14 protein-coding genes are annotated in these 20,985 nt (G+C 37.6%); 7 read left to right on the plus strand and 7 right to left on the minus strand.

Features of this window, described 5'->3' with window-relative positions; genetic code table 11:
* Positions 1-33 precede the first annotated feature (33 nt).
* The gene (locus K4L44_09500) at positions 34-792 is read right to left on the minus strand and encodes a hypothetical protein (protein ID QZE12823.1); all 759 of its coding nucleotides are present in this window, start codon (positions 790-792) and stop codon (positions 34-36) included.
* 59 nt (positions 793-851) lie between these two features.
* Positions 852-1,460 (minus strand): hypothetical protein, encoded by a 609-nt coding sequence (locus tag K4L44_09505; GenBank protein ID QZE12824.1) that lies wholly within the window; start codon positions 1,458-1,460, stop codon positions 852-854.
* A 315-nt stretch (positions 1,461-1,775) separates the two neighbouring features.
* Between K4L44_09505 and nth the strand changes: the two genes are divergently transcribed.
* The 4 genes from nth to rmuC all read left to right on the plus strand — a co-directional run bounded on the left by nth (position 1,776) and on the right by rmuC (position 8,953).
* The gene (gene nth, locus K4L44_09510) at positions 1,776-2,426 is read left to right on the plus strand and encodes an endonuclease III (protein QZE12825.1); all 651 of its coding nucleotides are present in this window, start codon (positions 1,776-1,778) and stop codon (positions 2,424-2,426) included.
* Between the two features lie 517 nt (positions 2,427-2,943).
* On the plus strand, positions 2,944-6,372 hold the full coding sequence (locus K4L44_09515; protein QZE12826.1) for a hypothetical protein: 3,429 nt from the start codon (positions 2,944-2,946) through the stop codon (positions 6,370-6,372).
* A gap of 300 nt (positions 6,373-6,672) precedes the next feature.
* A complete protein-coding gene (locus K4L44_09520) occupies positions 6,673-7,377 on the plus strand; it encodes a sel1 repeat family protein (GenBank protein QZE12827.1) in 705 nt (234 codons plus the stop codon).
* A gap of 25 nt (positions 7,378-7,402) precedes the next feature.
* Positions 7,403-8,953: a DNA recombination protein RmuC gene (gene rmuC / locus K4L44_09525; protein ID QZE12828.1), complete on the plus strand. Its 1,551-nt coding sequence runs from the start codon at positions 7,403-7,405 to the stop codon at positions 8,951-8,953.
* A 187-nt stretch (positions 8,954-9,140) separates the two neighbouring features.
* Here the strand turns inward: rmuC and K4L44_09530 are convergent, their stop codons facing one another.
* From K4L44_09530 to K4L44_09550, 5 genes are all read right to left on the minus strand, one after another.
* Positions 9,141-9,890, minus strand: a complete 750-nt coding sequence (locus tag K4L44_09530; protein ID QZE15990.1) for an SDR family NAD(P)-dependent oxidoreductase — start codon at positions 9,888-9,890, stop codon at positions 9,141-9,143.
* 361 nt (positions 9,891-10,251) lie between these two features.
* Positions 10,252-11,448: an arabinogalactan endo-1,4-beta-galactosidase gene (locus K4L44_09535; protein ID QZE12829.1), complete on the minus strand. Its 1,197-nt coding sequence runs from the start codon at positions 11,446-11,448 to the stop codon at positions 10,252-10,254.
* A 205-nt stretch (positions 11,449-11,653) separates the two neighbouring features.
* Positions 11,654-12,028 (minus strand): NFACT RNA binding domain-containing protein, encoded by a 375-nt coding sequence (locus tag K4L44_09540; GenBank protein QZE12830.1) that lies wholly within the window; start codon positions 12,026-12,028, stop codon positions 11,654-11,656.
* A 279-nt stretch (positions 12,029-12,307) separates the two neighbouring features.
* Positions 12,308-13,306 (minus strand): hypothetical protein, encoded by a 999-nt coding sequence (locus K4L44_09545; protein QZE12831.1) that lies wholly within the window; start codon positions 13,304-13,306, stop codon positions 12,308-12,310.
* Entirely contained in the window at positions 13,306-14,394 is a 1,089-nt protein-coding gene (locus tag K4L44_09550; GenBank protein ID QZE12832.1) for a hypothetical protein, read from the minus strand. Before K4L44_09550 ends, K4L44_09545 begins: the two co-directional genes overlap by 1 nt.
* Before the next feature lie 577 nt (positions 14,395-14,971).
* Here K4L44_09550 and K4L44_09555 point away from each other — a divergent pair.
* The 3 genes from K4L44_09555 (at position 14,972) to K4L44_09565 (ending at position 20,777) form a co-directional block, all read left to right on the plus strand.
* Entirely contained in the window at positions 14,972-15,733 is a 762-nt protein-coding gene (locus K4L44_09555) for a cyclase family protein (protein ID QZE12833.1), read from the plus strand.
* A 559-nt stretch (positions 15,734-16,292) separates the two neighbouring features.
* Complete coding sequence (locus K4L44_09560; GenBank protein ID QZE12834.1) at positions 16,293-18,116, plus strand: AraC family transcriptional regulator; 1,824 nt, start codon at positions 16,293-16,295, stop codon at positions 18,114-18,116.
* Between the two features lie 432 nt (positions 18,117-18,548).
* Positions 18,549-20,777, plus strand: coding sequence for an inorganic phosphate transporter (locus K4L44_09565; GenBank protein ID QZE12835.1), 2,229 nt, complete (start codon positions 18,549-18,551; stop codon positions 20,775-20,777).
* Positions 20,778-20,985 lie beyond the last annotated feature (208 nt).

The following is a 20,985-nucleotide window of genomic DNA, read 5'->3' on the forward strand; positions in this document are numbered from 1 at the left end:
ACACCCCCCTCTTAAAAATGTTATATGGAGTTTTTAGAAAAACACCTGTTTATAGACCACATTTCCATCCTGCACTACCGCCTTATAGTATTTCCCAGAATAACTATAGTAAGAATCCCCATCTTTCTTCACTACAGTAGCCCCTTCAGGAATCTCTTTTAGAATCTCTCCTGATGGATTTGGAACTACCACATAGTGTACAGAATCTCCGACAGGCTCTGGTCGATAGTAAGTTCCGTGACAGACATAGAAAGTAACCCCACCTTGATTGATCGACTTTGTTCCTTCAGGAAGTTCCGTAACCATCACCCCAATAGGAGCTTTCACTACTTTGTACTTCTTCTTTTTTATTTTCAGATAGTAAGTACCCGCATAGTAAAAGTATGTACTTCCTTGATAGTCGAAAGTCGTACAATTTTCAGGTAGAGAGGATACAACAGCCCCAACTGGCGCCTCTGTAACCTTATATTTAGAATCAGACTTCACGTAATATACCCCTTCTGTATAGTAATAAGGGAATCCATTCACATAAACAGTCATATATCCAGGAGGCAACATAGGCACATAAAATCCTACAGGATGCCAGTATGGTCCCCAGAATGCAGGTCCTCTATAAACAGGAGGACGTACCACCACCACATGTCTTGGCGGGGTATGTACAATAACAGTTCTACGAGGTGGTGTGACCATCACTCTGTTATAACTTGGTCGAACTACTGTAGTTCGTCTAACTCTTTGTGCAAACATTGGCAATGACACAAAGAGAGCCAATAATAAAAGAACATTTTTCACGACAACGTTTATCTTTAAAATTTAAATACTAAACCAATTCGAACACCCAAAGGCAAAGACTAAAACTTCAACTCTTGCCCCAATGTGAAGTTTAAAACATAGCCAGCAGGAATACGCATGTCTCCATTATGAGACAATAGTTGCAAACCTCCCATGACAGCAGCACCACGACCAGCTCCTTTACCACCATTAAAGGCAGCTCCAATAGCGGCACCAGCTCCTGCTTTACGGATAGTCTCCTTCCCAGCTCCTTCTGTATTAATCTTTAAGCCCATCGAAACAATAGGATGATACTTTTTCTCATACTGCACAAAATTCAGTTTCAATACCATTTCGGCAGATCCAGCCAAACGTCCACCTTTTTTAGCAGACACAATCTCGCCCTGCACTTTACTATTTTGTGGAAGCACCGAACCATCTTTGGCAATAATATCCATAGATACTACCCCCGAGAACTTATCACCAGGTTTGCTTGATGATGCAATCAAGTTGGAGGTTAATTTAATAGGGATTACCGTACCAGATTCTAGCACAAGTGTTGGCGTCTCACTTACAACAGGTGCAGGCGCTGGAGTGCTTTGAGCATCTTGAGCCATTACTGTCTCTACTAATGAGATAGAAAAGAAGATGGCCACAAGCATTAAAATACGAGTTAAATTACGGTACATAGTTGTTTATATTATTTGTTTATAACTTTAAAAACTTGATTTGTGAATCATTCAAAAATCAAACCATATCATGAAATTTCATCTGTTTTAATCAATGATTAACACAGATTCACATTTCGTTAACAAATAGACGACCCCATCTGTGCCACAACCCCACACTCATAGATTATGTTGATAATGGGTTCGATAAAATCGATCAATGAATCGTCCATACTTACAGAATAATTAACACGAACTATTTGATAATTGTTTAAGTTTGTGACGATAAAGAAGAACAAATCAAAGAGGCAGGAGATCTCATTAAAAAATAATAAGATGGATAAAAAAGAGAGATTCCAGAAGGTAATAGAGTGGTTTCAAACAAATATGCCCATTGCAGAGACAGAGTTAGACTACAGAACGCCATTCGAACTTTTGGTAGCAGTGATTTTATCGGCACAATGCACCGACAAGAGAGTGAATATGGTAACGCCTGCTCTTTTTGAACGTTTTCCAACAGTGGAGAAGATGGCAGAGGCAGAGGTTCCTGAGATTTTCGAATATATCCGTTCCATCTCTTTCCCCAATAACAAAGCCAAATATCTAGTGGGCATGGCACAGATGCTACAAAACGAATATGAATCACAAGTTCCGAATACCGTGACAGAATTGGTTAAACTACCAGGAGTGGGACGTAAAACAGCCAATGTGATCGTTTCTGTGATCTTCGATAAACCAGCCATGGCTGTAGACACCCATGTCTTTAGAGTATCAGAGCGCATTGGACTATCTTATCGATCGAAAACGCCACTAGAAACAGAGAAGCAGTTAATTAAATATATCCCCGAAGAACTACTACCTATAGCACACCATTGGCTGATACTTCATGGTCGATATACATGCGTTGCAAGAAAGCCGAAATGCGAACATTGTGGGCTTCAATTATGGTGTAAAAAATATGCTCGAGAACATAAAAAAGAATGTTAATTTTTAATGACTCAAAATAAATTATCTTACTTTTCACTACATCTATCATAAAAATTACATATCTTTAAAGCACGAACTCAATAAAACTTCCCTCTTTAGAGACCAAATTCAACTAGGTTTTTAAGGCAATTCCTTAACATGAATATTTGGCAATTACTCTCTTTAAACAGGTCGATTTTTCTACATCTAGAGTCGACTCAAATTCTTAGTCTATAGACTTTTACACACAATGCTGTTTTTTTATAAAAATCCCACACTTTTAGTCAAATTCATTTGTTTTATATCATCATAGTGCTATATTTACAAAAGTATTTCAAACATATTGTCAATACACATATTTGTATAAGCAATGGGAATACATAAACTGTACTCAATAGTAGTCAGGCAGGTTTTTGCTATCGAACAGAGCAAAACTTATTTGGGGTGATTTAGTACAGTTTCATTAAGTTGAAATATACAAAGGATTACAAATATTTGATAGATCAACTTGTTAATAGATAGTTTATAAAATACAGCTATGTTACAGAACAAAGACCTTATCCAGTACCTGAACCTTAAGCTTACAGAGCTTGGGCAGCCAGGATTTAAGTTTGATTCAGATACTTCTGAAAACCAAAGTGCTATTTTACAACTTACAGAGGAGTTAATGTTAAGTTTCAAAGAGAAATATCGTCGTATGGATGATAGAATATCTGCAGCGGACAAACGTATCGAAAACTTCCTTAATGACTACCTAAAAGATTTAGATGTCGAGGTAAAATTACCTACACAGACTCTCGTGTTGGATCGTCCAGGATTGGCAAGAGTTCTAAGTCTTCCTCCAAACAAAGATATTTTTAAGAACCAATATGTCACCACCACACGTGTGGAGCAAGGATTGGTAAACAACCCAAGGAACGACAAACGTACTACCAAAGGGACTTTTCATATTGTAGCTGATGGACTTCCAGTACCATTGGACAAAAAAGAGGTTCCAAGAAATACTTTTGCAAAGCTATTTCAATTGGCAATGCAACCAGACCAAGAGCTAAAGACCCTTCCATTTACTTCGGCACAAGAGGAGAAATCGGAGGTTTTCACCTCATTCTTAATTCGCCCTGTAGTTTGTCCTAAGGTTGCAAACTTTATTGAAGAGAAGCGAATGGAGATTCGTTTTTATGCACCAGGAGCACTCGTAAGTAATATCGACTTTGTAGAGACCATCTTTGGAAATGCAGGCGATCCTTATTTGGCTGAAAATGATGCAGCATTAGATCCAGACCATTGGACTGGACATACAGGATGTATCGTTTTGGCTCCACACCTATCAAATTACACCAAAAAAGAACTTGGCCTTCCTCATTATGATGATGCAACAGAACGTCAACGTAAAGACGAAATGTGTTGGAAAGAGGAGACAGAAAAATATAACGATGGTTCGCCATTCAAATTAACATGTCGTGACGACAGAGGGGTTACAGTCACCTTGATTGCCGACAACTATTATGGATACTCAAAGAAAGAGGTAAAAACTCAAATTGGGTACTCTGCCAATCTTTACGGTTTGGTTGAAGAGGAGCATGCTGGAGGTGCTATCGCTTTCCAACGTATGAATTTAGGAGACTTCTTCTCAGGAGTTCAATATATGCGTATGTTGAAAAAGAGTTATAGCTTCGAGGATGTAAAACAGACATTAGGTAATGTCATGGAGGTGTATCCTGAAAATTACGGGGTAGACAAACGCTATCCGAATGTTTTCTATATCCAAGAGGATGCAAACATGGATATATATCAGGGAAAAGTGACATGGAATCATCACGGACAACCCTTTCATCTTTCATTGCAACCAGGATATATCTTCATTCACCCATCAGGACATAAAATCCATATGGAGAAGCACCCTTCGGCTCCTTCATGGAGATTGATAAGTACTTTTGCTGAAGGGACATTCTGTCATAAGCCAGCAACAGTATCTGGTGGAGGTAAGAGTGAGATCTCTAAATCTCTAATGAATGCGATCATCTACGGTTCTCTTTTCGTGGACGACTTCGAGAAAGATTTCGATTTGATTGATCAAGTGATCAACTACGACTACTCTAAGCGTTGGAAAGAGCGTAAAGATAAGACCAAGCGTGGTTCTCGTTCACTTTTAAGTCCTGAGCGTTCTATTGGATCTGTTATTAAGCTTTTAACTCCTAGTGAATATCATATAGAGGAGTACAACGAATTTCTTAAAACAATACCAGACCGTGTAAAATCGATCGTACTGTTTATCAAGCGTCTTTATAGAGAGAAAGGAGACCAGCAAGGATGGAAAGAATTATTCTCTGTGGATACAGTGAATGGAAAGCAGGGGCATGAGTTGAATTTCAACAACCGTAAAGTAATCGCATCGTACCTACGTTTGGGATTCGATCTAGATAACTCTTGGTATCTACATAAACTGAGAACAGACTTTATGGCTGCTCAGAAAGTTCAGATGGAAGATGATATCTCTGCTTCAGTTGTAGTTCCTACTTCACAAATCAATATGTCGAAAAAGGTGGATAACCCATCGGTTAAATTTACAACGAACTGTGAGAATTTCTTCTTTCAACGTCCTGATGAGGCAATCGTAAGAGGATATGATAAAGAGGCGGAGGCTGATTTGACTAGTCCAAACACCTTTATCTCAAACTACGAACCAATGGATCGTGAGCAGGCTAAAGCACTCGTTTCGGATGCTATTGGATTCGATCAATATACGCAGCCTGTGAAGGATTTGATTCAAAAAGTAGCCAATGGCGAAGGAGCCAACTACTTTATTGCACCTTCTCACCCTCGTATTATTGGTGATGGTAAACCAACGAAAAACCCTCGTTACCTTCAAAAGAGAACAGATAAAGATCCTTTTGAAAACTATATCACGGATATAGGGATGAGAGTTTCACGTAATATTGGTACAGACCGTCCAGTGTATCGCCCAGTGAATGCAGTACTTTCAGGACGTCGTAACAATCCTCAGGATAAAGCTGCAGGAATACGTCCTTTGAGTGTGTATAACCCACTACACTACCAAGAGCTACCTGAGCTACTAATGGATTTTATCTGTAGTTTGACTGGTAAATCTCCATCAACAACAGGAGCTGGTACAGAGGGTGCTTTGACAAAAGGGCCTTTCAATATGCTTTCTGCGACAAGTGATATCAATAACTCGTTGTTGTCATTTATCTTGACAAACTATCAAGGCTATTCGACTGCAGCAGGATGGGTAGGATCAGAGAATCGTTTCGATCATGATATCTCTCTATTGGTACCAGAGTTATGGTGTCGTATGACTGCTGAAGATGCGGATGCAAACCAATTGATTGAGAATGGTTCGCTAGAGAAGCTTGAGGACTTTGAGTTTGAAGGCAAAGTAATAAAAGCATCTCGTTTGGGTTATCGTGTCACACAAGATTTCCTATTCCGTTATATGGGTCGTGTTTTTGATGAACCAGGAGCTGTCTTTACAGAAAAAATGTTAAAACCAGAATTGCAAGACATGGAAGCTTTTGTTGATGGTGTAAACAACATTGTAGAGGCACAAGAGAAAGTGGCATTAAACTACTTCGCTGACAACAGTGTAGAGGGTGCAATACCACCAGTAAAAGTACTTCTTCATATGATGGCTTATGGACATTACGAAGGAAAAGATCTTAGCGATCAAGAGTTGAGAAACATGTTCGACAGAGAAGTAGTATTGAACTCTGATTGGTACAAAGCTCGCCTCGTACGCAAACAAGAGATCGATACGCATTACTACGAAAAAGAGATTACTTATTTGAATGACTTTATCTCTAAATCATATAATGAGGAGTACACTGAAAAATTGGCTTTAAAAGAGAAGCTAGAAGCTTTAAAAACGCAACTTGTATTTGTTAAATCGGATGCGTATCTAGATAAAATTTATGGAACAATTGGTGCAGATATTCTTTACAAAGGATAAGTCCCAACCATATTAAAATAGAAAAAAGCGTTGACTACATTCGTTGTATGTCAACGCTTTCTTTTTTATAAAAACCATCAACTATAAAAATAGATCTCCTTAAAATAAGATTTCTGTATCTCGGGAACGAAACGAACTCCAATCCCCCCATTAAAACTCAATATATTAGATTATTATCACACACATTATCAGATTCACCACCCCTAAATAAATAACAAAACAAAACGATTTTTTAAGGCAAAAGAGGATGCTCTAAACAACAATTATTTTATTTTTACAACATATTATAACTTTTATATCATGAAGCAAATCCTCTTTACAATGATGCTCCTATTTGCTTATCCATGTCTGGCAACACAACAAGATTGGATAGCACAAGCAGAAAAAGGGAATCCACAAGCACAATATCGCATTGGAAAGTCGTATCTTGTCGGAGATACCATAAAAAAAGACATATCCAAAGCCCTCTTTTGGATAGAGAAAGCGGTAGCACAACAGGAACCTCGAGCAGAATATCTACTAGGTCTGTGCTACTATAAAGGAGAGGGAAAGGAGAAAAATGATTCGTTGGCATACCAAAATTTTAAGCGTTCAGCGCTACAGGGATACCCTTTGGCACAATACTCTTTAGCTCTTCGATATCTTCGAGGAGAAGGAACGAGTAAAAACCAATCAAGAGCTTTTCATTGGTTTCGTAAAGCCTCCGAAGGTGGAGTAATGCAGGCACGATACTCTATGGGAGTTCGACTACAAAAGGGAGAAGGGGTGGACAAACATCCCGAGTTAGCATTAAGCCTATATCGGGAGCTGGCATTACAAACACCTCACGACCCATTCTTCGACTATTTTCTTGGGTATAGCTTATATTATGGTACATGTGGGAGACAGGATCGAAACGAAGGTAGTAGACACATTCAAAGAGCAGCAATCAATGGATGTATAGAAGCACAAAGTTTGTTAACACAAATACGCCAGAAAAGAGAAAATGTTCCCGTAAAGTTTTGAAGATAAGTATTAAAACATTTCTATTATGATCGAGACAATTCTGTTAATCTGTATTCTAATTCTTCTTTCGTATCTAATCCTTTCTAGAAAGAGAGGCCAGCCTACGAATCAAGCCACTGAAAATATTGAATTAGAAATTCTCAAAAATGAAAATAGAGAACTGAAGACAGAACAGAAAAGCCAAACCCAACAAAGAGATGAGCTTATTCGTCACCAGTCCATGAATGAACTCTCTCAGAAAGAGATCATAGAGTTAAAAGATGAAAACCAAAGGCTTAAAGAGATGATTCTTCAGAAGGAGGAAAGAATCACCGAGAACAAAGTAAGCATCTCGAAATGGCAGTCTTCTCATGAGCAACTTAAGATAGAGAATGCCTATATAAAGTCGAAGGAGATAGATCTTACACAACAATTGAAAGCTCGCGAAGAGACGCTTAACGAGAAATATATCACGATTTCTAACCTAGAGTTGGAGAACAAAAATATGCATCAGAAAGTAGTACAAGAACGAGAAAGTATTGTAGAGACAAAACAGCAACTACAGAAAGAGTTTGAACTACTTGCAAATAGGATACTAGAGAACAACACCCAACGCTTTGCTAATAATAACAAAGCATCGATGGATGCCATATTAAAGCCTCTTCAAGAGAATATTGCCCTCTTTAAGGGCAAAGTAGAAGAGGTATACGATAAAGAGTCGAAACAACGCTTTAGCCTCGAACAAGAGGTAAAGAAGTTAATGGAACTGAACCATCGAATCAGTGCCGATGCCCAAAGCCTTACTCATGCACTTAAGGGAGAGAGCAAAGTACAAGGAAACTGGGGAGAGATGATACTAGAGTCGATCTTAGAGAAATCGGGACTACGTAAAGGGGAAGAGTACTTTATGGAACATGTCCTTAGAGATCAAGAGGGGAAGAGGTTGCGTAATGAGCATGGGAATACAATGCGTCCTGATGCAGTGATTGTATATCCCGACAACAGACAGGTGATTGTGGATGCCAAAGTATCCCTCAATGCCTATATTCGCTACTGCGAAACGACAGACCCTGAGCAACAAGAGTTGGAACTAAAGAGTCACGTGGATGCCATCAAGAAGCATGTGGTGACTTTAAGCAATAAGTCATATGATGACTATCCAGAGGCACTAGACTTCACCATGATGTTTATACCAAACGAACCTGCCTATATGGCAGCAATGAAGCATGAGCCTCAACTATGGCAATATGCATATGAGAAGAGAATTTTGATCCTCTCTCCTACAAACCTTATCACGGCACTGAAACTGGTGTCAGATCTATGGAAGAGAGAGCACCAAAACCTTAATGCATTAGAGATTGCAGAGAGAGGAGGCAAACTATACGATAAATTTGTTGGATTTATAGAAAACCTACAGAAGGTAGACAAAAACCTATCACAAGCACAAGGAAGTTTTCAAGAGGCTTTCAAACAGCTTCATACAGGAAAAGATAACCTAGTTCGACAGACACAGAGGTTAAAAGATCTAGGAGTAAAGAGTAAGAAACGTATCCCTGAACAATATCTTTCGGAATCGGATACTCCAGAAATAGAGTAAAGAAAAGAGGGGATCAGCTCCCCTCCAAAATGTTTTATTGTTATAGAGAAACTCATAAAAGAGAAGATAACGAAGCCTAATAATGATCCTCCAAAACGATCTATTATTATTGGTGTGCCTGAGATAGAGTGAAAAAAAAGAGCAAAGCATGGAGACTTCTTATGCTATGCTCTTATTTTATAAAAACCTACACGGTATAGAATGGGTTGGCTTGTGCTGTGGGTGTAATCACAAGATCATTGATACATACATGCTTTGGTGTGTTGGTCACATAGACTATCGCATCTGCAATATCTTCTGCTAGAAGAGGGGCAAATTGCTGATATACCTTATCTGCTCGCGCTGCATCCCCTTTAAAACGAACCAATGAAAACTCTGTCTCCACCATTCCTGGCGCAATATTAGTTACTTTGATATTGTCTTGAATCATATCGACACGCATCGCTTTACTTAGTGCATCAACTGCATGCTTCGTCGCACAATATACATTTCCAAAACGATAGACATCTTTTCCTGCAATCGAAGAGACATTGATGATGTGTCCCTCTTGTACTTCTACCATTTTGGGAGCGATAGCCCTCGTCATATATAGCAACCCTTTTATATTGGTGTCAATCATTCGTTCCCAGTCGTCCACAACCCCTTCATGAAGAAGTTCTAATCCAACAGCCAATCCAGCATTATTAATCAATACATCAACGGTACCGACAGTATGAAATATCTCTTTCACAGCGACATCTACCTCCTCCTTTTTGGTAATATCGAAACAGAAAGCATACGCATCCACCCCTTTAGAACTAAGATTCTCAACCATAGTATTTAATCGATCTTGACGTCTTCCAGTAAGTACCAAGCGGTGGCCTTCCACTCCAAACTTAGAAGCACAGGCTTCTCCTATCCCAGCAGTTGCACCTGTGATTAATATTGTCTTCATTATTATAGTTTTATATTTTTTAAAAAAAGGCACTTCATAAGAAGCCTGCCATGAGTTATTTAAAGGTATAAAAAAGAAGAGTGAAAGCAGCCCTTTTGTTTGGGAAAAACCTATAGATAAGAGACAATCAACTAGAGAATAACAATGTGATAAAATAAAAAAGAAGAGATAAAAGACAGAGACAAAGTGTGGTGAGAAGAAAGAGACTTCGTACATGATAGGTATCGTCTTTAGAATATTTTCCCTCTGAATATGAAGAAATACCAAATATACCCATCTCCAAAAAGTAAAGTAGTATCGATAGAAAAGATGAACTGTAATAATTGAGTATGAATACTCCAATCTCTACATAGAGTCCTTAATACTATTTATACGGATAGTGCAGGTAATCAACCACCTTTGTCATCTCTCCATCAAAATCAAAGAAAGTACAGTTATCCCAAGAAGAACTAGTTCCCCAAAAGTCTTTCATATGAGAAGAGATCCAAGCAGGTTCCCAAATAATAACACCCGAAGCCCCTGCGTCCATCATCATTTGGGTTAAATCGATCATATACTGTTTTTGACCGTCCAAAGTGAAAGGGTATCCTTCAAGAGGCTCTTGACTACCAAAGCTATTAGGATAGTTATCGGCATCGGCAATAGTAAATGGATAGGAGGTCTCTAAAAGCATCACCTCTTTTCCAATCGAGTTTTTAAAATCTCTAATATGGTCTTCCAACTGGGCAAATGCAATCTGTTTGTGCCATATATAATAGTAAGAGAAGCCTGCCACATCATAGTCAGTCACTCCTCCTTTACCGCTAATATTATCGAACCACCAAGAGAGATTCTTCGGATCAGCAACATGAAGTACCACTTTACTATCTCCACCAAATTCTCTATTAATATGACGCACTGCACGAATCCCTTCATTGATCACCTGCCCTTGGTTGTCCCAGTGATCATCATAGACAGAGAGTTTCGGGAAGTTGGCTTTGGTATCAGTAGATAGTATCCCTCCATTTATCTCATTTCCTATCTGAACAAACTCAGGAAGGTGGTTCTGAAGTGCCATCTTCTTCAAAAGAGAGTAGGTATAGTTATAGACAGAATCCTTCAGAACTGTTATGTTATCAATATTCTCCCATGCCTTTGGGGGAGATTGATGAGAAGGGTCCGCCCAAGTATCTGAATAGTGGATATCTAAAAGGACTGCAGCCCCTTCCCTCTTTGCAAGAGAGATCGACTTCATCACATCCTCTAAGCCACTATACAGTGGAGTCGAGTCGCCATATATAGACTTCACCCAATCAGGATTATGCCACAGACGAAGACGAACCAAATTGGCCCCTTTTTTCACCAAAAAATGATAAGGAGTCGAGACTTCACCGTTCTCTTTATATACTCCTCCATGATCCATGACTTGATTCACATAGCTCAGGTCTACCCCATGGTAAAAGGAATTATCCGAAGGAAGAGGCTTATCTGGTGTCACAACCTCTTCTTTCGTGGAGCAAGAAGCGAAACATCCCCCAACAGAGAGTAACGCAAACCATACGAACACATGATAAAGTCTCATAAAACGATGTTTTAACCATTACTATTTGACCCCTATAAAGAAAGCTATTATTTAAAACAGAGGTTATTATTTTCAGTATAAAAAAGGACAACACAATCTTAAATATAACGAGACTACACTCTCCAATAAAGAACTTTTATGTATCTAAGATCAAAGCACACATAAAGACTACAAGTTATAACTATCAAAACGAAATGATGTTCAATCAATCGTCAGCAAACACCTTGACTGTTTTAGAGCGACTAGAGGTAATGATTACCTGTCCCACATTCAAGCCCTTGCTCTTCTTTACATTCTTTGCTTCGGTATATACTACATTAACTTTTCCCTTACCTTTAGAATTCTTGGCAGCCAGTTTCGCCGCTTTCTTGATCACCTCTTTGTTGGGAATTTCGCTCTCCACACGAATCACTACATGCGATCCAGGGACCCCAGAAGCATGCATCCATATATCGTTCGGATTTGCAATCTTTACGGTAAGGATATCATTCATGGCAGCGTTGCGCCCCACTAAAATGGTAAAACCGTCAATCTCCTCCACCTTGGCTACTTTTGCAATGTCGATCTCTTCTTTTCTCATACGTTATAATTATATCCTAATGCCACAAAACTATACATTTCCCATTAGAGAAGCAATCACCCTGCAACAGTGAAATAAATAGGCACTTTCGATACGACAGAATAAGGATACGCGCTTTATATAAATAAAAAGCCCAACAACCAAAGAATCGGTTATTGGACTTTTACACGTCACAAATTTACGATAAAAGATTGGATTTCGTTATTAAAGTGTTGGGTAATGTTTACACAGGATCACGACACCCATTCTTTTCGTTTCATTATAGACTAATACATCCTATTATTGCTGATTTTCCTCTGTAGGCGTTTCAACCACAGGCTCTTTCTCTTGATAAGAGCATTTAGAGATATAATTTCTACTAGTATCCGAGAACCAAAACCAATGCTCGTCACAAAAAAGTCTTCCTAGGTCACGGTTGCTATATCCTTCCACCTTAAACTCCTCGATATTACCAGAAGCATCTACTAACTGATAGAATTTATCATTCTTTGCAGAAATCACAATATCCCCATCCACGAGACAGATACCCCAAGGCTCCACATCCAAATCAATTCTTTTATCAATCACGATCTTTTCTCCTTGATGGTATACTTTGTCTTCAAAAGAGTAAAGACACTTATTCACCACATCGGTAAAAAAGATACGCCCTTTATAGCTTGCAAACTGAACAATATAATTGTTTTGTGGTAGTGTCGCAGAAAAAGCAACCCATGCCAGTTCGCCAGGAGCCACATCTTCTAATGAACCGACGTTAAACACACTAATCTTCTCTCTATCTCTTACAAAAAGCTGGTCATTATGAAGAAATAAGCCATTCCCTGCAATCAGTCCTTTATTGGTAAAATTCCATTTACCAGTTCCGATGGTCGTAACATATTGATATCCGGTCTTAGAAAACACATCTATTTTAGAGGTGTTTTGAAGAAGAAAGATATACTTCTCATTCATAGCCATATCAGAGACAAGCGATTTAATCGTATCCCTACTATCCTTTGTCTCCCACGAATAGAAGTGATGCAACACCTCTCCAGTCTTTATATTTTGAACATCTACTCCATAACTACTCTTTGATCTATTGCCAATAAGCATTAGATCCCCATCAACGAAATAACTTGCCAAATCGTAGGACTCCGGTTGGCTAAGCATCTTGTAAGTCTCTTCTAGTTTATAATCCATAGACTTTTCAGCATGGTACGTAGCAAAATTATAAGGAGATTCATCCGATGTAGAACATCCCCATAATGTTAAGAATGTCAATAAGTATAATATCTTTTTCATTAGATCTTCATATTTTTAAGTTGGTATGCATCTGTCTCTTCCTGAATAGGCTCTTTCTCTAAAAAAGGATCGGTATCTACAGCAAAAGGATCTCCAATAAAAGGAAGGTCTCCTTTGTTATGCATCTCTAGATACACCTGTTTTACTATATTAACCAAACTCCCTTTACTATTGCCATAAGTCATATTACTACTATGTCCAAATCCAATAGTATGCGAGAATTCATGAGCATATACCTCTAAAGGCCAATTATTTCCAAGAGTACAGTACTTCTGAATATATTCACTTCGAACACCAAAAGCAGAACCACCACCAAGGCCACCTATACCACTACCAGTGACCACACCTAGGTTTAATTTAGGTTTATTAATCATAGATAGATATACCGCATCCCTATCAATAGGATCCCCATTATTATTATGCAAGATCCCTTCGTAGTTCTTAAAGGCATCTTCAAAAGTCTTAGAACTATATAGATACCCCATATTAGCAAACATGGTCGTATAATAACGAGCATCTCTGGGGCTCAATACCCCCCAGTTGCCACTTCCATATCTAGAAAATTTCACATGAGTACTCTGTTTGATTCTAGAAATCTTTTCAAAGAGAGGATCTGGACAAATAATTCGGAAAGTTACATGCTCAGGATCCATCTTTTTCATTGCATCCATATAAAGCTCTGTTCCCTGAATCGTAGTAAAAGTGGTAGGACTTTCGATTCCTGCAATCTTACCCACTTGACAATATTGTCCAGGAACTAGATCAAAATGAGCAATCATAAACTCTTGTTCGACAGTATCTATTTTACAATATACAGCAACATCCTTAAAATCATAAGGCAGTGCATTGAATAGACGAAACTGTGTGGTATCTAACAATGCATAATTCAGAGGCGCATCAATATTATATCCCCTAGCACTATCACTATATAGTACACTATCGGGTTCATAATCCGTAAACATCTTCTCCCCATGATCAAGTATATAAGTATTACTATACCATATACTATTCTCTTCACTATGGTTGGAATCATTGGAACAGCTGATACACAGCAACAATCCAACCACGACATAGATTAACTTTTGCATTCGTTGATTTTTATAATTAAGGTTTATCTATTCGAATATAATGTATATTGGCAAATATTGACAACATACAACCTTACATCACTCAACTAGATAATGAATTATAAACTAGACAACAACACAAAGAAGGTAGTTATTAACCGATACAACAGAGCAATCATGAACATCTCATTATGAAATAGATAGATTATGATAAATATTATAATATTTACATATACTTCTATCTGAACAGTGAGTTAAGAGATAAGAGATGCACAAATATTAGTTTTATTTTATTTGCTTATGTTAACAATATTTATCTATAACAAGGAGATTAAAGATCCATAACAATAAGGAGGGAATTCTTTGATTGAAAAGAACCATCACAGAAAATATCACTATCATCATCCATTTATATATAAAAAATGAAAGAGTATAGAATTGATCCAAGCAGTAAAAAAAAGAAGTTATAAATACTAAAAAAATGAAGACATTAGAGTGGAAGGATAATTTTAATCAAAAGGAATAGCATATTATTTGTAATAAATTATTGCAGATAGATACAAACTAAATATAGAACATAATAAACACTACTATATTTATGAAAATCATTGATCTATCGAAGCCTATCCAATATAATAAGAAAGACCCTTGGTTTATGCGTGTAAAAATAAAGCACAAGTCCCATAAATCTGCCAAATGGCTTATTAGAGTATTGGGCTTACCATTTAGACTCTTTCCAAAGGATTTTATAGGTTGGGCAGATGATTGTATTCAAAAGATGGGGGTACATGCGACAACCCATATAGATGCACCTTGGCATTACTCACCTACATGCAATGGCTCAAAAGCGAAAACGGCAGACGAAATTCCATTAGAATGGTGTTATGGGGATGGAGTAGTAATTGATATGGCCCATAAACTCGATAATGAAGAGATCTCATTAGAGGAGGTTAAAGCATTTGTAGATCATAACCAACTAAAAATCACTACAGGTACCATTGTTCTTTTTCGAACTGGCCGCGACCAATATATTGGGACATCTGACTACCACACAAAAGGAGCAGGAGTCAGTGCAGAGGCAACAGAGTGGCTCATCGACCAAGGGGTGAAAGTGATGGGTATCGATGCATGGGGATGGGACATGCCACTTCCATTCCTTATACAGAAGGCAAAAAAGGAGAACAACCCAGACATTTTTTGGAAAGCACATCTTGTTGGACAATACAAAGAGTACTGTCATATGGAGCAATTGGTCAACTTAGGATCACTACCACTTTCAGGATTTAAAATTTCTGCCTTCCCTTTAAAGATTGTCGGTGCATCTGCTGCACCATCGAGAGTAGTCGCTATAATAGAGTAGTTATTCAAAATAATAATTGACCGCCCAATCACGAAGCTTACAGTAATAGAAAACATCAAGATGCCTAAGATTTGACAGTTCAGGGGATATAGATATTTTGTTATTGTTCATGATTTGTGGCGGTCAATCTTCATCAATAATGTATAATTGCAAAATCGTTCAGTACCTGACAATTGCATTTGTGGCGGTCAATCTTCATCAATCTCTTTCCGAAATCCCCCGAATCTGTATTAAAGGAAGAATAAAATAGTCTTCAAAGATGAAGTAAATATTCTCAAGAAAACTTGAGGATGCATCCCAAGCAATCCTGTTCGATATAATTCACCATCATCTAGAGAAATAGTAATCCCCAAAGTTCTCTCTGTCTGTTCTGAATAAAAATACAATCGCAAAACGATCATTCTACGATTCTTTTACTCAAAATGATTCCTCAATTTCCACGAATACATACAGCTTCTTATCTACCTAATATACTGAATAACAAAATATTTTTCATATTTTAATGTTCATATTATTAAGCATTTTGGAAATTTCATTACAAACACAACATGAATCAATTATGAGAACAAAACGATATTTGCACATATTACTTTTCACCCTTTCATGGATTATAAATTTCACAGTAAGTGCACAAAATAAAGTTCGATCACCTCAAATTAAATACATAAAAGAGGCCGAAGATTTTTTCTATAAAGATCTAGATGAATCGGAGAAATATTATCTTCTAGCGGAGAAAGAGGCGGAAAAGCAGAAGGATAAAAGAATCGCTCTATTAGCAAAGACTGGTCTCGCTAAAATAATGAATCGTAAGGGAAACCTTGAAAAAGCAGACTCTTTATTTCAGATTCTTCTTTCCCAAAAAAAATATCTTCCGATAGAAAACCAAAAAAGTATGGATTGGGAATATGCCTATATGCTTTTTCGTTCAAACAAACTTGAAGAAGCAATGGAAAAATTCTCGATATTGAATGAATATTACGAGAAGAATAACAATGACGATCTCTTAGTCAAGACCTACAATATTCAGGCAAAAATATATATAAAGCAAAACGATTATGAGCAGGCGATGAAACTACTACTCCACTCTAGAGATGTGGCAGAAAAGAAGGATTACAAAGATGAACTTTCTCTTATATACAATAGTATTGCACGTCTCTTCTATCGTCGGGGAGAATTTCACAAAGCCATTGATAACTTTAAGAAAGGAGCTAATATTCAACAGGAGCTCAATACTCTACATCTTTTATGTTCAAGTTATCAAAATATTGGTACGGTCTACCTACAACTCAAAGAGATAGACAAAGGAATCGACTACATAAATCGTTCCATCCCAATATTTCAACAAATCGGAGATAAAAAAGGGTATATGAGTGCCATGAACAATTTGGCAGTGATCTACAATTTGAACGCGGAATATGATAAGGCGATTAAAATACACCAAAGTATTATTGAAGAGGCAAAACTTTTAAATAACTTTAGAGAACAAGCGAATGCCCAGCTCAATATATCTCAAATATACTTTGACAAAAAGCAATATAAACAAGCAAAGAAACTCTGTCTAAAAGCGATAAAGGATGCAGAAAACTTTGGTCTCACCGACATGACACTCTTCTATAAAATCATGATCAAATGTTGTGATAAACTCAAACAATACAAAGAGGAAATTGACTGGCAAAAACGATATCATGATGCCAAAATAACGCTGTTAAATCAAGAGAATTTTAACAAAGCACTCGACCTAGAGAAGAAATATGAAACAAAGAAAAAAGAGCTAAAGATTAAAGAGATCACCTTAGAAAACAAGAATAAAGCGCTTATAATACAGAAAAATAGAATCCTGTTTTATGCTACGACATTGATACTATTAATTTTTATAATACTAGGTTCTTTGGTATTGAGAGAGAATCGTAAGAAATTAAAGTCATACGCAATCATCATTGAGAAAAGCAAAAAAGTATTTGCACAAAATCAGATAGAGCGTGATGCACAATTTGAAAAGAGAAGGGTGGTATCAGAAATTCCAGACAATGTCATAAAGCCTATTCTAGAGAGACTAAAGATTCAAATTAACCATAAAAAGATCTACACAGATCCTGAATTATCCTTAAATACATTGGCACACATACTTGACACCAACAGTCGATATCTCTCATTGGTAATTCATGAAACATTCCAATCCAATTACACCACTTTCATCAATGAACTTCGTGTAGAAGAGGCACAAAAACTCCTTTGCAAAAACCCAGAGTTAACGATCGAAGCAATTGGGGAGATGTCTGGATTTAATAGCAAATCCACTTTTAACATGGCTTTCAAGAAGATTACTGGAATGACTCCTTCTTCTTATCAAAAAAACCATCTGTTAATGGACATGGCTATTTAACGAAGTAACAAGATAGGGACATAGAGCATTACAACGTATGGGCACCTCTTATCGGTGCCCATTTTATATGATAAGGTCAGGTGATCGAAAGATGTTGGCTTGACGATTCAAAACTTCTTCCCCGATTCATAAGAAGGGATAACCCCTCCGAAGAGAGAATTGGATGTTCACCAGAGCAATACCAAGAAGACTCACACACCCACCCATTGTCCATTCTCAGAACCCATCAAAACATATATAAGTTGATTTAAATACAGACCTAATTAAACTATTTAAGTACCAAATCGTTTTAAGATTAGAGTCTTCGGACTTACACAACATTTCATGTAGGGATCATCCTCTTAAAGTAAACAACTTCTACGACTATTGAACTTTTTAGATCATATCCCTCACGTGAACCATGATGGAATAACTAAAAACAACTTAGATCGTATGGAATCATTTTATATTACGTTGGTCGTCATCTTATTTGCATTGGCAATAACCGACCTTATCGTTGGAGTGAGCAATGATGCAGTGAACTTTCTAAATTCCGCTTTTGGCTCGAAAGCAGCACCCAAGTGGGTGATCTTTGGCGTAGCTAGTATAGGGATTCTTGCTGGAGCCACCTTCTCAAGCGGTATGATGGAGGTTGCTCGAAAAGGGATTATGAATCCAAGTATGTTTATGTTTAACGAGATCATGATCATCTTTGTCACCGTCATGTTAACGGATATCATACTACTAGACGTATTTAATTCATTAGGACTACCGACCTCCACGACCGTCTCAGTAGTATTCGAACTTCTTGGTTCTTCTGTTGCTGTCGCCCTAGTAAAGATATCTCGCATGGGAGCATCTGTGAGCGAGCTTTACCAATATATCAATACAGACAAAGCACTTGCCATCATCTTTGGTATTCTCTTCTCTGTCATCATTGCTTTCACTATAGGAGCATTAGTACAGTGGCTTACGAGACTTATATTCACATTTAAGTTCGAAGAGAAGATCAAATACTATGGCTCTATATTTGGAGGGCTATGCCTCTCATTTATTGTCTATTTTATCTTGATCAAAGGAGCCAAAGGAGCCTCTTGGATCACTGCAGAACATTTGACTTACATTAAGACTCACACTCCGTTAATTATTGGCGTATGCTTTATCGTTTGTAGTTTAATATTCCAGATTATTGTACTTCTGTTTAAACGGGTCAACATTCTTCAAATAGTAGTTTTATCAGGAACTTTTGCCCTAGCTATGGCATTTGCAGGAAACGATTTGGTGAACTTTATTGGAGTTCCTTTGGCAGGATACGAATCATTCAAATTATGGGTCGATTCAGGAGTCGCACCAGAGGCATTGAACATGTCATCCCTAGCGAAGCCTGTAGGGACTGAGACCTACATGTTGGTAATTGCAGGGGTTATTATGATTGTTACATTGATCACTTCGAAAAAAGCAAAGAGAGTCATCGCAACCTCACTCAACCTATCAAACCAAAGTGAAGGAGATGAACAATTTGAGTCGTCAGCTGCTTCAAGAGCCATTGTTAGATCTTCTATATCTATCTCTAAAAATCTAGGTTCTATTGTTTCACAGGGAGTAAAGAGTTGGGTTCATAGGCGATTTACCAAAACACAACCAACCGACAACGACGTTGCCTTTGATATGATACGAGCCTCGGTGAATCTAGTAGTTGCCAGTATTCTTATCTCTATCGGAACCTCATACAAACTCCCACTATCAACCACCTACGTAACCTTTATGGTAGCAATGGGCACCTCTCTATCAGACAAAGCGTGGGATAGAGAGACTGCAGTATATCGTGTATCAGGAGTCTTTACAGTAATCGGAGGTTGGTTTTTAACGGCAGTAGTAGCCTTCTCTATCGCCGCGATATTTGCAGCATTAATCTCTGTCGTAGGATCATGGTTAATCTTTGTACTTTTGATTATTGCCCTCTATCTATTGTCTCGTTCAAGTCGTAAGAAAATGCATATTGAGCAGGAAGAAGAAGAGTTATTCGAGACCGTCATAGAGACAACCAAAGTACTTCAAAAGAGTAATAAACGTGTATCCAATACGATATTGACTGTTGCAACAAGTTATAGCAATTTATTAAGAAGTTTTCTGAAAGAAGATCGAAAGAATATGTCCTATGAGTTAGAGAATATCGAACATATCAATAAAAAGAGTAAGAAGTGGAAGAACAATGTCAACAACATTGTCTTACGACTTCAATCCGATTCGGTTGAAACAGGGCACTACTATGTTCAGATAGTAGACTATATGCGAGAATTAACCCACTCTCTAAATTATACCACCACCCCACTATACGAACATGTGATCAATAATCACCGTCCATTTATTGAGGCACAATCACAAGAGATAGAAAAGCTATCGGACCAGATGAATCTTTTCTTCGACAGAACCCTACAAATCGTACGGGCTGAATCTTTCGATCAGATAGAGGAGCTAATTATTGATAGGGATCAAATTGTAGAAAATATGTTAGAACTCGAAAGAATGCAAATTAGACGAATCAAGGCCAAAGAGGTAAACACTAGAAATTCGGTTCTTTATTTTAATATTCTCTCTGAATCGAAGAATATACTATTCCATACTGTCAATGTGATCAAAGCATACAGAGACTTAGTGAAGAACTCTCGAGAAGCAATATAGTTAGAATAGGAAAAGAAGTAAGCACACTTAGGGCTAGCATACTAATTTTAAAAGGTACTAGCCCTTTTTTATTATATAAAAAACAGACATCGCTCTTCTGTCGCGAACACATTATTGTTTTAAATCGCATCTTCTCAATAAAAGCACCACTCCTTCATCTATTTTAACGATTAAGAGTATCCTATTGATTCCATTTTTATCTAGTATA

It is taken from the genome of Prolixibacteraceae bacterium (assembly GCA_019720755.1).
Taxonomy (GTDB): Bacteria; Bacteroidota; Bacteroidia; order Bacteroidales; family Prolixibacteraceae; genus Halosquirtibacter; species Halosquirtibacter laminarini.